The 13,565-nt window shown below is 63.9% G+C and carries 15 protein-coding genes; 5 read left to right on the top strand and 10 right to left on the bottom strand.

Annotation, left to right across the window (positions count from 1 at the left end):
- Nucleotides 1-104 precede the first annotated feature (104 nt).
- A complete protein-coding gene (gene leuS, locus F9K20_RS01440; RefSeq protein ID WP_290997038.1) occupies nt 105-2,729 on the bottom strand; it encodes a leucine--tRNA ligase in 2,625 nt (874 codons plus the stop codon).
- A gap of 97 nt (nt 2,730-2,826) precedes the next feature.
- On the opposite strand from leuS, the gene F9K20_RS01435 reads away from it, so the two are divergent.
- From F9K20_RS01435 to F9K20_RS01425, 3 genes are all read left to right on the top strand, one after another.
- Nucleotides 2,827-3,489, top strand: a complete 663-nt coding sequence (locus tag F9K20_RS01435) for a YggS family pyridoxal phosphate-dependent enzyme (RefSeq protein WP_290997037.1) — start codon at nt 2,827-2,829, stop codon at nt 3,487-3,489.
- 94 nt (nt 3,490-3,583) lie between these two features.
- Complete coding sequence (locus tag F9K20_RS01430) at nt 3,584-4,480, top strand: hypothetical protein (RefSeq protein ID WP_290997036.1); 897 nt, start codon at nt 3,584-3,586, stop codon at nt 4,478-4,480.
- 157 nt (nt 4,481-4,637) lie between these two features.
- Nucleotides 4,638-5,852, top strand: coding sequence for an ammonium transporter (locus F9K20_RS01425; protein WP_290997035.1), 1,215 nt, complete (start codon nt 4,638-4,640; stop codon nt 5,850-5,852).
- A gap of 22 nt (nt 5,853-5,874) precedes the next feature.
- On the opposite strand, the gene F9K20_RS01420 is transcribed toward F9K20_RS01425, so the two are convergent.
- The gene (locus F9K20_RS01420; protein ID WP_290997034.1) at nt 5,875-7,215 is read right to left on the bottom strand and encodes a type II toxin-antitoxin system HipA family toxin; all 1,341 of its coding nucleotides are present in this window, start codon (nt 7,213-7,215) and stop codon (nt 5,875-5,877) included.
- Nucleotides 7,208-7,552: a transcriptional regulator gene (locus F9K20_RS01415; protein ID WP_290997033.1), complete on the bottom strand. Its 345-nt coding sequence runs from the start codon at nt 7,550-7,552 to the stop codon at nt 7,208-7,210. Before F9K20_RS01415 ends, F9K20_RS01420 begins: the two co-directional genes overlap by 8 nt.
- A 425-nt stretch (nt 7,553-7,977) precedes the next feature.
- Here F9K20_RS01415 and F9K20_RS01410 point away from each other — a divergent pair, with 425 nt between their 5' ends.
- Nucleotides 7,978-8,286, top strand: a complete 309-nt coding sequence (locus tag F9K20_RS01410) for a hypothetical protein (RefSeq protein ID WP_290997032.1) — start codon at nt 7,978-7,980, stop codon at nt 8,284-8,286.
- A gap of 30 nt (nt 8,287-8,316) precedes the next feature.
- Here the strand turns inward: F9K20_RS01410 and F9K20_RS01405 are convergent, their stop codons facing one another.
- Entirely contained in the window at nt 8,317-8,487 is a 171-nt protein-coding gene (locus F9K20_RS01405; RefSeq protein ID WP_290997031.1) for a hypothetical protein, read from the bottom strand.
- 24 nt (nt 8,488-8,511) lie between these two features.
- On the bottom strand, nt 8,512-8,697 hold the full coding sequence (locus tag F9K20_RS01400; RefSeq protein WP_290997030.1) for a hypothetical protein: 186 nt from the start codon (nt 8,695-8,697) through the stop codon (nt 8,512-8,514).
- Between F9K20_RS01400 and F9K20_RS01395 the strand changes: the two genes are divergently transcribed.
- Nucleotides 8,696-9,490, top strand: coding sequence for a DUF3800 domain-containing protein (locus F9K20_RS01395; RefSeq protein WP_290997029.1), 795 nt, complete (start codon nt 8,696-8,698; stop codon nt 9,488-9,490). The genes F9K20_RS01400 and F9K20_RS01395 overlap by 2 nt on opposite strands.
- Nucleotides 9,491-9,607: 117 nt before the next feature.
- On the opposite strand, the gene F9K20_RS01390 is transcribed toward F9K20_RS01395, so the two are convergent.
- The 5 genes from F9K20_RS01390 to F9K20_RS01370 all read right to left on the bottom strand — a co-directional run bounded on the left by F9K20_RS01390 (nt 9,608) and on the right by F9K20_RS01370 (nt 13,505).
- A complete protein-coding gene (locus F9K20_RS01390; RefSeq protein ID WP_290997028.1) occupies nt 9,608-10,597 on the bottom strand; it encodes an IS1595 family transposase in 990 nt (329 codons plus the stop codon).
- A 122-nt stretch (nt 10,598-10,719) separates the two neighbouring features.
- Nucleotides 10,720-11,244, bottom strand: coding sequence for a hypothetical protein (locus F9K20_RS01385; protein WP_290997027.1), 525 nt, complete (start codon nt 11,242-11,244; stop codon nt 10,720-10,722).
- A gap of 128 nt (nt 11,245-11,372) precedes the next feature.
- On the bottom strand, nt 11,373-11,789 hold the full coding sequence (locus F9K20_RS01380; protein ID WP_290997026.1) for a metallopeptidase family protein: 417 nt from the start codon (nt 11,787-11,789) through the stop codon (nt 11,373-11,375).
- Between the two features lie 7 nt (nt 11,790-11,796).
- Nucleotides 11,797-12,591, bottom strand: a complete 795-nt coding sequence (locus F9K20_RS01375; protein ID WP_290997025.1) for a class I SAM-dependent methyltransferase — start codon at nt 12,589-12,591, stop codon at nt 11,797-11,799.
- Entirely contained in the window at nt 12,588-13,505 is a 918-nt protein-coding gene (locus F9K20_RS01370; protein ID WP_290997024.1) for a LysR family transcriptional regulator, read from the bottom strand. The genes F9K20_RS01375 and F9K20_RS01370 overlap by 4 nt, the downstream gene beginning before the upstream one ends.
- Between the last annotated feature and the right edge of the window lie 60 nt (nt 13,506-13,565).

Here is a 13,565-nt window from a genome sequence, read left to right as displayed (position 1 = left end):
GTCGCCGCAGCCCGCCACAAGCATGGATGCCGCAGCACACGCCAACGCAACCCGGATCATCCCTCGGTGGCTAGCGGCCAACGCCTGCCCCCTGTGTTCGCCCGTCACCCGACGACATTCACAATCCTCTGCGGCACGACGATGACCTTTTTGACCGGCCGTCCTTCGAGAGCCCGCAGCACCGGCTCGAGTCTCAGTGCTGCCGCCTCGATTTCCCCGGAATCAGCCGTTCGGGCAATCGTCAGTTCGTCCCGCCGCTTACCATTCACCTGTACGGCAATGGTGATCATATCGTCAACGAGCAAGGCTGGATCGGCCTCGGGCCAGCCCTGATTGGCGAGCAGTGTGTTGTATCCGAGCCGCGCCCAGCATTCCTCGGCCAAATGCGGCATCATCGGGCCTATCATCTGCACCAGGAACTCGAGCGCCTCGCGCTGTGCCCAGGCGAAGTCTGCCCCCGCTTTCCCCAGGGTCTGACCGAGAACATTTGCGAACTCGTACACCTGGGCCACGGCAACGTTGAATCGCAGCCCCTCGATCGAGCGGGCGACCTGGTCGAGCGCCTTGTGCGCCGCGCGGCGCAGGGCCGTGGCCTCGGGGCCGAACGAGGCCGGCTGCGGGGCACCCTTTTCGGCGGCACTGTCGGTGCCCTGATCGACGAGGCGCCAGATGCGCTGTACGAAGCGGCGGGCGCCGTCGACGCCGACATCGGTGTAGATGACGTCACGCTCGGGCGGGCTGTCGGAGAGGACAAACCAGCGGGCGACGTCGGCGCCATAGCGAGAAACGAAGTCATCGAGATCGACGGTGTTCTTGCGCGACTTCGACATCTTCTCGACCGAGCCGATGAATGCCGGCTCGCCGGTCGAGATTTCCAGCGCGCGGCGCGATGCGCCTTCGCCCTCGACGCGCACCTGACTGGGCTGCAGCCAGCCACCGTGACGCGACTTGTAGGTCTCGTGCGTGACCATGCCCTGCGTGAACAGGGCAGCGAACGGCTCGCGCACGTTCTGCGTCAGCTTGAGGTGCCCTGTGTCGCACATGGCGCGGGTGAAGAAGCGCGAATAAAGCAAGTGCAGGATCGCGTGCTCGATGCCGCCGATGTACTGGTCGACGGGCAGCCAATAGGCGGCAGCCTCCTTATCGACCGGCGTCTCGGCGTGCGGCCCCGTGAAGCGCACGAAGTACCAGGACGAATCGACGAACGTGTCCATCGTATCCGTCTCGCGGCGCGCCTCGCCGCCGCACTTGGGGCACTTCACGTGCTTCCAAGTCGGATGCCGGTCGAGCGGGTTGCCGGGCTTGTCGAAGGTCGCGTCCTTGGGCAGCTCGACGGGCAGATCCGCGTCCGGCACAGGGACGGTGCCGCACTTCTCGCAATGGATTACGGGGATCGGACAGCCCCAGTAGCGCTGGCGCGAGATGCCCCAGTCGCGCAAACGGTAGTTCACCTTGCGGGCCCCGACCGGCTTCTTGGCGAGCTTCGCCTTTTCGAGGCGCTTCGCCACCTCTTCGAACGCTTCCTGCGTGCTGAGGCCGTCGAGGAACGAGGAGTTGATCATCGTGCCCTCGCCGTCGAAAGCCTTGTCCTTGATGGCGAAGGTAGCGGCGTCCTCGCCCGGTGGCAGGATGACGGGCTTGAACGGCAGATCGTATTTGCGCGCGAAATCGAGGTCGCGCTGGTCGCCGGACGGGCAGCCGAAGATGGCGCCGGTGCCATAGTCCATCAGAATGAAGTTGGCGACGTAGACGGGCACCGTCCAGCTTTTGTCGAACGGATGCACGGCGCGGATGCCGGCGTCGAAGCCCTGCTTCTCGGCCGTTTCCAGCTCGGCGACGGAGGTGCCCATATGGCGGCACTCCTCGCAGAAGGCGGCGAGCTCGGGGTTGCTCTCGGCGGCGGCCTTGGCCAGCGGGTGGTCGGGCGCCAGCGCGACGAAGGCGGCGCCGAACAGCGTGTCGGGCCGCGTCGTATAGACCTCGACCTCCGTCTCACCCTTCGGGGCCGTCTTCTTGTCGAGGGCGAAACGCACTGACAGGCCTTCCGAGCGCCCGATCCAGTTCGCCTGCATCAGGCGTACCTTCTCCGGCCACTTCTCGAGCGTCTGCAGCGCCTCGAGCAGCTCATCGGCGTAGTCGGTGATCTTGAAGAACCACTGCGTCAGCTCGCGCTGCTCGACGAGCGCGCCCGAGCGCCAGCCGCGGCCGTCGATCACTTGCTCGTTGGCGAGCACGGTGTGATCGACCGGATCCCAGTTGACCTTCGAGGATTTGCGGTAGGCGAGGCCCTTCTTCAGCATGTCGAGGAAGAGCTTCTGCTGATGCCGGTAGTAGTCGGGCGAGCAGGTGGCGATCTCGCGCGACCAGTCGAGCGACAGCCCCATCGACTTCAGCTGCCGGCGCATGGTGTCGATGTTCTGGTAAGTCCATTCCGCCGGGTGCACCTTGCGCTCCATGGCGGCGTTTTCGGCCGGCATGCCGAACGCGTCCCAGCCCATGGGGTGCAGCACATTGAAGCCCCTGGCACGCTTGTAGCGTGCGAACACGTCGCCCATGGTGTAGTTGCGCGAGTGGCCGACGTGGATGCGCCCCGAGGGGTAGGGGAACATCTCCAGGACGTAGCACTTGGGGCGCTCGTCCTTGTTGGAGGCGCGGAAAATGTCTTCCTTTTCCCAGGCTTCCTGCCAGTGCTTCTCGCGTGCGGGCGCGTCGTAGCTTTGATTGGCCATACGGCGTCGGACTTTCGGGATTTAGAGGCTTTGAGCGGCGTAATGAGCCTCAAAGGACCATGCGGGTCAAGGCGGTTGGATGACACTGGAAACTGAAATGTCAGGGCGTCTCGCCGAAACGCAGGCGAGAATCGCCGTGGCGGCGAAGGCCGCCGAGCGCGACCCGGCCGAAGTGCACCTCATAGCGGTTTCGAAGACATTCGGCGCCCCGCAGATTCTGCCGGTGCTGCAGGCCGGCCACCGCCTTTTCGGCGAGAACCGGGTGCAGGAGGCCAAGGCCAAGTGGCCTGAGCTCAAGGCGCAGTTCCCCGACATAAGACTGCATCTCATCGGCCCGTTGCAGTCGAACAAGGCGAAGGAGGCGGTCGAGCTTTTCGACGCCATCCATTCGATCGACCGGCCGAAGATCGCCCGTGCCGTCGCCGAGGAGATGCGAAAGCAGGGCAAGCGGCTCGAGCTGTTCCTCCAGGTCAACACCGGGGAGGAGCCGCAGAAGGCCGGCGTCGCCCCGCGCGAGCTGCCGGCGTTGCTCGCCCTTTGCCGCGACGAGCTGGGGCTCGAGATCGCCGGACTGATGTGCATTCCGCCGCTCGAGGAGGAGCCGGCGCTGCGCTTCGCCTTTCTCACCAAGCTCGCCGCCGACAACGCGTTGTCGGGTCTAAGCATGGGCATGAGCGACGATTTCGAAACCGCCGTGGCGTTTGGGGCAACGCACGTGCGCGTCGGCAGCGCCATCTTCGGCGCGCGTCCCAAACCCTGAAGTTTTCCAACGGGATTTCCGCGCTCCCGGCTTGCCCGCGCCGAGCCGGTGCTAGGCTGCAGCGACTTGATTCGCTCGTAGCGGGAGGCCGACGATGACCGCAGCCGCAGCCCGGATTGACGCCAGGGCCAATGCCGCAGCCGCCGACGCAGCCGCCGACGCGGCAGCCGAGGCGCGCGCCGATGCCGCCAAAGTCACCGGCGTCTCGAAAGCGATCGCTGCCAAGGCGGTGAAGAACGGCTGGTACCACTTCACCGTCGACATCTGGATCACCAACCTAAACCGTACCGAGTTCGGTATCTACAAACGCTCGCGCAACCGCGCCAAGTCGCGGCAGTTCACCTCCGACATGGACATCTTCGCCGAGGTGATCGAAGGCGGCGAGCGCACCGGGCTCATCGGCTACCGCGAGGACCTATGGGAGACGGCCGAGGGCATGGACAAGCGCCTCGTCTTCAAAGTGTTCAACGAGTCTTTGAACTGGCGGGCGACCATGGACCTGATGATCGGGCGCTCGCTGCAGCAGACCATTGCCGCGCGCGGCCTGCCGGTGATGACCTATTCGATCAATACCGACGAGGACAATTTCATCGTCTATTTGGAGCGCTCGGCCAACAAATGGCCGTTGCTGCCGGAAAACTTCGCGTTCTTCATCGTCAGTGACGGCAAACCGCAATTCTACCGGCTGAAGCGCGACCTGATCGATCTGGGTGGCGACTTCACCCTTTATGACCAGCAGGGCAGGGCCGTCGGCCACCTCGACGGCAAAGTGTTCTCCATCGGCGGCAAATGGAAGGGCCGGGTGCGCGTCGAGCATGCCGACCGCCGGCTGATCACCGTGCTGCAGCTGTTCAGCGCCATGCAGATCTTCAACGCCGACTGCCGGCGCCACATGCGGCGGCTGTGGAAGGATGTGCGGCGCGGCAAGGTCAAGCCGGCGCTCGATCGCCACGAGGCCGACCTTTACATGAACCCGCGCCGTATTCGCTGAACGCGCTCCAGGCCGTGCCGCTGTTGATCCGACGACGGAGCCGTTGACTGCGGCTTCGGGTTGCGTCTCTCTATCCGTAATGCCGCTCGATTGGGCAACTGCCTAGCGAAGTGGCGCATCGACCGGCAAGAACCGGCCAGGGATGGGGGACACGACGATGCAGGGAGCGGACGTCTTTTTCCTTTTGATGGGTGCGATCCTCGTGTTTGCGATGCACGGTGGCTTCGCGTTTCTCGAAACCGGCACCGTGCGCCACAAGAACCAGGTCAACGCGCTGGTCAAAATCCTGGTCGATTTCGCTGTCTCGACCGTCTTCTATTTTCTCATCGGCTATACCATCGCCTACGGCGTGGGCTTCTTCGACACCGCGTCCGCGATTGCCGGCGGCGCGCCCGGATACGAGGCACAAGGCTACACGCTTGTCCGCTTCTTCTTCCTGTGCACCTTCGCCGCCGCCGTGCCGGCGATCATTTCCGGCGGCATCGCCGAGCGCGCCAAGTTCGCCCCGCAGGCGATGGCGACGGCGGCGCTGGTCGGCCTCTTCTATCCGCTGCTCGAAGGCGTCTACTGGAATGGCAACTTCGGCCTGCAGGAGAGCTTCTTCAAGGATGTGCTGGGTGCGCCGTTCAAGGACTTCGCCGGCTCCATCGTGGTGCACGCCTTCGGCGGCTGGGCGGCGCTCGGCGCCGTATTGATGCTCGGGCCACGTATCGGACGCTACGAGGGTCGGGGCGTGGCCTCGCCGCCGTCGTCGATCCCGTGGCTGGCGATGGGCTCCTGGCTCCTGTGCATCGGCTGGTTCGGCTTCAACGTGATGAGCGCGCAAAAGCTCGAAGTGGTCTCGGGTCTCGTGGCGATGAACTCGCTGATGGCGATGTGCGGCGGCATCATCGTCGCCTACATCGTCGGCGACAATGACCCGGGCTTCGTGCACAACGGCGCCTTAGCGGGGCTCGTGGCCGTATGCGCCGGCTCCGACGTCATGCATCCGCTGGGCTCGCTGTTCGTCGGCGGCGTCGCCGGTGCCATTTTCGTGCAGATGTTCCAGATCTCCACCAACAGGTGGAAGATCGACGACGTGCTCGGCGTGTGGGCGCTGCACGGGCTGTGCGGCTTGTGGGGCGGCATCGCCTGCGGCATCTTTGGGCTGACGCTGCTCGGCGGCGCCGGCGGCGTCACCTTTGCCTCGCAGCTCGTCGGCTCCATCGCCGGTGCGGCGTTCGGCCTGCTCGTGGGCCTCGGCGTCTACGGGGTGCTGAAGATAACAGTCGGCATCCGCCTGACGCCCGACCAGGAGCACCGCGGCGCCGATCTGTCGATCCACAAGATCAGGGCCAATCCGGAAGAGGACGTGCGCACTTTCGCTACGTAAGAGGCTACGCAGCGCGCATGGCTCAACCTGTGCGCGCTGCCTTCGCCCCCGGCGGCTTGCGCCCCTTGCTGCGCTTGCTCGGCGCGTTTGGAAGCTCGCCCTCGGCGGCTTCCGTATCTGCGAGCCCCGATAGCAGCGCCCGTGCGCGCCCCTCGATCGCCTCCGTCACCTGCTGCATGAGGGGATGCGCGCCGGCCGGCATGGCCGCTACGTCGGCGGTGGCGTTGCGCGTCTCGGTGAGCGTTGCCTTCGCCAGCGCCTCGACGCGCGCGACGAGGCGCGAACCATTTAATCCGACGTCGGCGGCAAAGCGCAGCCAGTGGCGCCGCTTGAGGTGCTCGCCGCGGTTCTTGCCGGCGATCTTCTGCGCCATGTTGCGCGTCACGTGCTCCCACGCGAGCCCGCACATCACGTCGTAGATCGGCGCCAGCCGGAAGCCCTTGCCGGAGATCATCAGCGAATAGTTCTTGGCGTGCGCGTCGGTGTTGCAGGCGATGACGTTGAAAATGACGTAGTCGAGCAGGTTGACGACGTCGGGCGCCTGCATGGCATTGCGCGTGACCGCGAACATTTCGGCCAGCGTCGGGCCGGGAATGCCGGTCTGGTTCGATTCGTATTTCGCCGATGGCGGCTTGCCGAGCGCCTGGCAGAAGTCCTCCTGGTGCAGGCGCCGCCAGCGCCCCGCTTGCTCCACGCGGTCGTAGCGCCTGACCATGAGATAGGTGCGCTTGCCGGCCTTCCCCGTGGTCACCTCCGGCGCGTTGAGGCCGAGGCGCTTCGCCAATGCGAGGCACAGCGCCTCGTTCTGCACGCCGCCAAAGAGGCGCTCCGAATCCGGCTTCAAGATCCACGTCGACGGCGCGCCGTTGATCGGCACGCAGATGCGGCCCTTGTCGTCGATGGCGACACCCAGCTTCGTCTGCACGCCGGCAAGCGACATGGAGACGCCGTCCTCGCCGACGAGGAAGGGCTTCGACGGCAGCTCCTCCAGGATCTTCTCCAGTGCTTTCGCGTTCGGTACCGGGCGCCAGTCGGCGGTTGAGGTGCTGCCCGGCTTGCCGATCGACAGCGCGCCGGCCGTATCGCGGCCGAGCTCGGCGAGGATGCCGATGACGTCCTCGGGCGCGGCGCCAAGCTGCAGGCCGATGGCCCTGAGCTGCGTCGATTCCGGCAAGAGGTTCGCCGCCCAGGGCAGGAACAGGCGCGGGCTCACGCGGCGCGGCGACAGCGGCATCAGCAGCGATAGCGGGAAAGCGCCGCGCATCGACAGCCATTGGGGCGCGTAGGTGAAGCTCGGCCCCTCCGCGTGCACCTCGATGGTGCCGACGACGCGGCTCTCGTAATAGACCGTGAGCTCAGCCACGGCCGTCGCCCTCGTCCTCTTCCTCGCCGTCATCTTCAATGTCGGGGAGGTCGTCGACGAGGTCGGGCAGCAGCGCGTTGTCGCCGTCGTTGTTGGCCGACATGAGATCGAAGGTTCTGAGGCCGACGGCGGCGGCGACGACCAGGGCGCGCCCGAGCTGGCAGCTCGGCTTGCCGGCCTCGAGCTCGAGGATGAAGCGGCGGCCGACGCCCGTGGCCAGCGCCAAGTCGTCCTGGCGCATCTTCAGGGCTTCGCGGTGCTCGCGCACCATGGCGCCGAACTGCTGAGCGAGGGCGCGCGCCGAGTTTTCAAGCTCAGAGGCGGGGTGGTCGGCCATCTGATTCTCCAAAGCTCCCGATCGGGAACTTATAGGAGCAAGATGCCATATCAGGCGCCCCATGTTCCCGAACGGGAACTTTTAGCTGGATTCGGCCCTCTAGGCCAGCCCTTGTTCCCGATCGGGAACATTTGCAGCCGTACAGGCTCTCACAAGCCTCTAGGTTCCCGCTCGGGAACATTTTGGGGCCTTATGTACTTTACACACACAGCCAGCTACGGCAGCCCAGTGTTCCCGAGCGGGAACTTTTATCTGATTTGAGGATCGGAGACCAGTTGGTGTTCCCGTACGGGAACACGGCTATTCAGTTGCAGGGTCTTTGACGCACAACCTCGAATCGCGGCATGCCGAGAGCATGAACCAGTCGCCATCAATATGGCACTGGACTGCGCCGTCAGGTGCCCACGCGATCAGGACCGATGGATATGAGCAATCAGCATGCCCCGGACATCCGTAAAGTGGATCGTCCCGAGTTGGATGAGACATTTGTCGACTCCGTTGGAATGTTCTTCTTCGATGGATCGACGCTGCGCCTGGAATTCAGCGTAACCCGCTTCGATGAACCAAAACCTCCGGCGAAGCCTTCAGCGCGGCGTTATCCCGTCGCCCGCTTGGTTCTTGACCAGAAAGCAGCCGTGGATCTGCTCAACCAGATGGAGCAGGTAAAGGCGATCCTGCAGCGCACTGGCCACATCACGAAGGACGCGGCAAAGCAGGTGGTGCACGTCAACTAGGGCGCGGCACGGCAAGGGGAGATGGCCGCCCTACTTGGCGGCCTTTTTCTTTTTGAGCGGCTTGCGCTCGGCCTTGGGTTGCTGCGCAAGGCGGCGCATAACTTCGTTAGTGCTCTCGGCGTCGTCCGCTCCCAGCTCCCGCGCCTTATCGATGAAAGATTGGGCTTGCGACTTCTTAGTATTTTCGTTTTTTGACTTCATTCCATTAGCCGAGTTAAAAGCTTTTTATCTCTTGCGGCTGTGTCGCTTGTCTGTTTTCTCGTCCGCTCTGACGCTTTCCGGCTCTGATACCAACTCGCTTTCGGGAACCCCAAGTTCTCGCGCGAGAAGGCGCAGGCCATCGTCCTCGCTCAGTTCTGTTTCAGGCAACTGAGACGAGTAGTCTATCGCATATTTGGTGCTCTTTCCCATGAAATGCCGCCTCTACATAGATGAAGTTGGCAATGGCGACTTGAACGCTGCCGTTCACGACGACAACGCGCGGTATCTGTCGCTCACAGGGGTCATAACGACGTTGGACTATCACGCCCAGCGGTTCCAGCCTCAGCTCGACGCCATGAAGGCCGAATTGTTCGGCCATACTGATGCGGCACCGGTGATTCTGCATCGCAGGGATATCATGCGCCGCCAAGGACCATTTGCTGTCCTCCACAACGAAGAGGCACGAAGACAGTTCGATGAACGGCTGATTCAACTGCTGACGGACCTGCCGTACGTCGTCATCACCGTTGTGATCGATAAGCGCCAGCATAAGCAGCAGTACACGGTCTGGCAGTACGACCCTTACCACTACTGCATGATGTGCTTGGTCGAGCGCTATGTGCAGTGGCTCGAGGACAAAGGACGCGCTCTAGTCGGCGACGTTGTCGCGGAGGCGCGGAACAAGACGCCAGACAAGAAGCTAAAGGCCTCGTTCAAGCGCATCCATGTTCATGGCACTGGAAGGATTTCGGCGCAGCGCATCCAGGCGCGCTTAACTTCGAACGATATCAAGCTGCATCCCAAGAGTGATAATATCGCGGGGCTGCAAATAGCCGATGCCATCGCTTATCCGAGTTACCGGGCGATGAAGAATGATCGGGAAAAGATCTTGCGGCCGCAAGACTTCGGTACGCGTATTGCTTCGATGCTTGAAGCAAGGAAACTGCGACGTAGCCCCGACAGGAGATACATTAACGGCTTTGGCCGTAAATGGCTCCCTTAATGACAGGAGCCTATAGCTCCTGGCGAACGCCTCTGGCGTTCTCCCTTCGTAGCTGGCCATATGTGGATGTCTACCAGCACGAATTGATTCGTATATAGGTGATTTGGGCGACTCTGTCTAGTTGTTCTCTACTTGTTCTTGATCAGATGATTGCCGGTACGTTAAGCGCTTGCCCTTGATACCCTTTATCGCTTTCGAGGCGCGCGCCTCGTCCTCGACGCCAAGTGCCGAGCGAGCGCTGTACCGGAAATCGAACTCAGCTAGATAGCGGTGCAGGTGCTTCTCACTACAGTGCTGATACACCCCGCGCATCCCACGCTTGAAGATCGAGAAGTAGCCCTCGACCGTGTTTGTATGGATGTCGCCCGCGATCCACGCGTCGCGATCCTGCGAGACGTATTCGCCCCGCGCGTGGTTGACCGTCAGATGACGGGCCGCGTGCTCACCTAGCCGATCATAGATGCGGCTCTCGTCGGTGACGGCCACAGCCTCATTGCTCAGGTTCTCTTTGACAATGGGCAGCACGTTCGCCGTGTTCGACTTGTCGACGTGGAAGCTCCTCGCCGAACCCTGACGGTTGACCAGCGTGAGGATGACGCGCTTGTGGCCGAAGCCGCCGCGACCCTTCACGGCGCCCTCCTTCGGCCCGTGGTACGTCTCGTCGATCTCGACAACGCCACCGTTGCCGCCCATCGGCGCTAGGCCGCCTTCGCGCATCGCTTCACGGATGCGATGCGCCATGAACCAGGCGCTTTTGTATGTGATCTGCAGCGTCCGGTGCAGTTGATGCGCGCTGATGCCCTTCTTGGACGAGCAAAGCAGGTGAACTGCCTGCCACCACTTGTGAACCGGTATGTGGCTGCTCTCAAAGACGGTGCCGACCTTCACCGTGAACTGCTTACGGCACTCCTTGCAGGTACGCAGGCCGTGGCGCTCGACCCCCTCGGGGTGCTTCTTGCTCGGCTTCGAGCGGGCGCCCTTGATGACGTAGGTCTCGCCGTGGTGGCCGCAGTGGGGGCAAACCGGGCCCTCAGGCCAGACGATGCTTTCCAGCTTCGTGATGGCGGCGGCTTCGTCGTGAAAATGGGCGGCGTTTAAAATCGACATGGCTCAATTTCCTAAGTGACTGGAATCACTATGCCATGTCTGGTCTTGTGTGTAAAGTACATAATACCCACATTTTGGCAGAGACGATCCCAAATCGAAGGCAATGCTCCCGATCGGGAGCATCAGCGAATCCCGAATTCGCCGAAGCACTGGCGCATGTACTCGCAGCGGTGCGAGCCGGAGAAGTGCATGGCATCGCCCTTGGCCGGGGCGATGAAGGAGCAGATCTCCTCCACCCCGCCCGGCGACAGCCAGCCCTGGCGGCGGCCGCGCTGCACGGCGAAGCAATCGGCCGTCTCCTCGTCCGGGCCACGGAACTGGTGCCCGCACTCGTGCGAGTAGATCCACAGCTTCACCGGCGTCGTCACCCGCGACAAAAGCCGCATGTTCATGATCAGGAAGCCGGGATAGGCGGCGCCGTAGTCGTCGAGGTTGTTGTCGATCACCGTCGGGCGGGTGCCGCAATAGAGCGCAATGCCGTCGAGCTTGAACTCGCCGGCCGCGACGATCGTCGCCTCGCCACCCGTATGGGCGACGTACTCCTCCGGGGTCGGCGATTTGGGATCCTGCGCGAACGCCGGAGCCGGCACCATCAAAAGTGCGATCAGGCCACAGGCCAAGCGGCGCGAACCGCGGCGGATCAACATCGGCAGAACTCTTGGAACCCCGGCTTCTATCCCGCCGTTAACATGACCCCCTTTAGCGCCCGTTACAAGACGGGTGCCGGGATCATCCCAAACGCAATCCAAAAGGTTAGCTCTGCCGCCGGCGCATATCAGCCGTCCGCCGCCGCCTCGATGCGCTCCATGTCGTCGTCGGAAAAGCCGAAGTGGTGGCCGACCTCATGTACCAGTACGTGCGTGATCAGGTTGCCCAAGGTCTCTCCGGACTCGGCCCATTCATCGAGCAGCGGACGGCGGTAAAGAAATACCATGTCGGGCTGCTGCGGCAGGTCGAGCACGCTTTTCTTGTCGAGGCTGACGCCGTGGTAGAGGCCCAGAAGATCGAGCGGGTCGTCGATGCCGAGGGCATCCAGCACCTCGTCGGTGGCAAAGTCCTCGACGCGGATGAGGAGGTTGCCCGCCTTGGCGCGAAACTCCTGCGGCAGACGCTGCCAGGCCGCCTCGGCCATGTCCTCGAACTCGGCCAGATCGGGAGCGGTGACGCGTCGCCAGTCGATGATGTTGCGCATGATCACACTAGTCCGGCTTGTGCGCGACGATGATCGCTTCCTGCAGCGTGAAGAGCCGCTCTCCGCCGTCTTCGCGCGGGCGCAGGAAGGCGCGGAGCGGACCGGCTTCGAGCATGGTTGCGAGGCGCGCGATGGTCTCGCTGCTGCAGCGCATGCGCGCCGTCCACGGCGCAAAGGCGATGTCCTGATCGAGCAGCTCGTGGCGGGCGCCGGCGAAGCCTATGTCGCCGAGCAGCTCCAGCCATTCGCTGGGGGACAGGCAGCGCGCGTGGCTCGGGTCGCGCAGCCTCTCGTAGGCGTTGTAGAGAACCGTAGCATCGCGCAGCTGCGCCGGCGTGGCGTCGGGCAGCAGCATCGCGTCAGGGCTCACATTGTCGACGAGCGCGAAGGCGCCGCCCGGCTTCAACACGCGCCAGGCCTCGCCGACGAAGGCGGCGGGATCGGGGAAGTGATGCGCGGCGAGCCGGCAGGTGACGAGGTCGAAGCTGGCATCGGCGAACGGCAGCTTGCCCGCGTCCGCCTTCGCGGCATCTACATTGGTGAGCCCGCGTGCGCGGGCGAGCTTGCCCGCCTCGGCGAGCATTTCCTCGGTGATGTCGGAGGCGATGACGTGCGCCACCAGCGGCGCAAAGGCGAGCGCCGTGTGACCGGCGCCGGTGGCGACGTCGAGCGCCCGCCAGTGGAGCTGCGGCGCCACCAGCGCGACGAGGCGCGCAAGGCTCGGCCCGCGGGCATGCACGGTGGAGGTCGCATAGTCGGCGGCTGCAGCGCCGAACTGCTGCTCAACGAGGGTGCCGCTCATGATCGCTCCAGCATCTTCTGTTCCGCCGCCGCCGAGGCGGCCTGACGTCGCTCACCATAGCGCGAAGCGAACTCCTGCCGCACGAACGCGGCGAACTCCTCGGCAACCGCGGACTTGCCGACGCTGCGCAGGCGCATGTTGATGCAGAACGGCGGTAGCGGCGGCAAGCCGTCCTCCGCTTCCAGCACTGTCAGGTCATCGGGTACCGCCGACAACAGCATGGGGGCAATGGCCGTGTCGGCATAGAGCGTCGCCTTCACCGCATCGAGCACGCTCGCCTCGCACATCGGACGCCAGTCGCGCCCTTTGGCCACCAAGGCGGCGATGGCCGAGGCCCTGAAGGCGCAGTTTGGACTGCCAAACGACACCGGCAACGGTTCGCGCAGGTGCGCCTGTCCTCCGCGCGCGCCGGCCCAGACGAGCGGGTCGCGCAACAGCAGCTCGGCGCCCTCGGGAACGTTGCGCTCCGTCGACAGGGCGACGTCGAGCTCGCCGCGCTCGAGCGCGCCCAACAGGTCCACTGTAATCCCCGACGTGAGGGTGACCTGCACGCGCGGCCAGGCGCGGTCGAAGCGCCTGAGCACCGGCGGAATGTTAGGCTCCACGACATCGTGCGGAACCCCGACGCGAATCTCGCCTTCGTAATGCGGCTTGCTCATCAGGCCCCAAATGGCGTCGTTCATCGTCATCATGGTCTGCGCATGAGCGAGCAGTCGTTCGCCGGCCGCCGTTGTGCGCATGGCGCGATTGGAGCGATCGAACAGCTCGACCCCGAACAGATCTTCGAGCCGCTTCAGCTGCTGGCTGACGGCGGCCTGCGTGAGATTGAGAAGATGCGCGGCACGCGTGACGCTGCCCGTCTCGACGACGGCGACGAACGCGCGCAAAAGCCCGACATCGATGTTCCGCGACATGGCTAGCGACCTCCAGCTCATCATAACGAGCCGTGATGCGAGACATAATAAACATTCACT

The organism is Hyphomicrobium sp., from assembly GCF_009026145.1.
GTDB lineage: Bacteria > Pseudomonadota > Alphaproteobacteria > Rhizobiales > Hyphomicrobiaceae > Hyphomicrobium_A.
This window is presented reverse-complemented; position numbering and strand designations above follow the sequence as displayed.

Coding starts and splice junctions, on each gene's coding strand:
- leuS (WP_290997038.1), bottom strand. CDS start 2,729: ATGGCCAATCAAAGCTACGACGCGCCCGCACGCGAGAAGCACTGGCAG.
- F9K20_RS01435 (WP_290997037.1), top strand. CDS start 2,827: ATGTCAGGGCGTCTCGCCGAAACGCAGGCGAGAATCGCCGTGGCGGCG.
- F9K20_RS01430 (WP_290997036.1), top strand. CDS start 3,584: ATGACCGCAGCCGCAGCCCGGATTGACGCCAGGGCCAATGCCGCAGCC.
- F9K20_RS01425 (WP_290997035.1), top strand. CDS start 4,638: ATGCAGGGAGCGGACGTCTTTTTCCTTTTGATGGGTGCGATCCTCGTG.
- F9K20_RS01415 (WP_290997033.1), bottom strand. CDS start 7,552: ATGGCCGACCACCCCGCCTCTGAGCTTGAAAACTCGGCGCGCGCCCTC.
- F9K20_RS01410 (WP_290997032.1), top strand. CDS start 7,978: ATGAGCAATCAGCATGCCCCGGACATCCGTAAAGTGGATCGTCCCGAG.
- F9K20_RS01405 (WP_290997031.1), bottom strand. CDS start 8,487: ATGAAGTCAAAAAACGAAAATACTAAGAAGTCGCAAGCCCAATCTTTC.
- F9K20_RS01395 (WP_290997029.1), top strand. CDS start 8,696: ATGAAATGCCGCCTCTACATAGATGAAGTTGGCAATGGCGACTTGAAC.
- F9K20_RS01400 (WP_290997030.1), bottom strand. CDS start 8,697: ATGGGAAAGAGCACCAAATATGCGATAGACTACTCGTCTCAGTTGCCT.
- F9K20_RS01390 (WP_290997028.1), bottom strand. CDS start 10,597: ATGTCGATTTTAAACGCCGCCCATTTTCACGACGAAGCCGCCGCCATC.
- F9K20_RS01385 (WP_290997027.1), bottom strand. CDS start 11,244: ATGTTGATCCGCCGCGGTTCGCGCCGCTTGGCCTGTGGCCTGATCGCA.
- F9K20_RS01380 (WP_290997026.1), bottom strand. CDS start 11,789: ATGCGCAACATCATCGACTGGCGACGCGTCACCGCTCCCGATCTGGCC.
- F9K20_RS01375 (WP_290997025.1), bottom strand. CDS start 12,591: ATGAGCGGCACCCTCGTTGAGCAGCAGTTCGGCGCTGCAGCCGCCGAC.
- F9K20_RS01370 (WP_290997024.1), bottom strand. CDS start 13,505: ATGTCGCGGAACATCGATGTCGGGCTTTTGCGCGCGTTCGTCGCCGTC.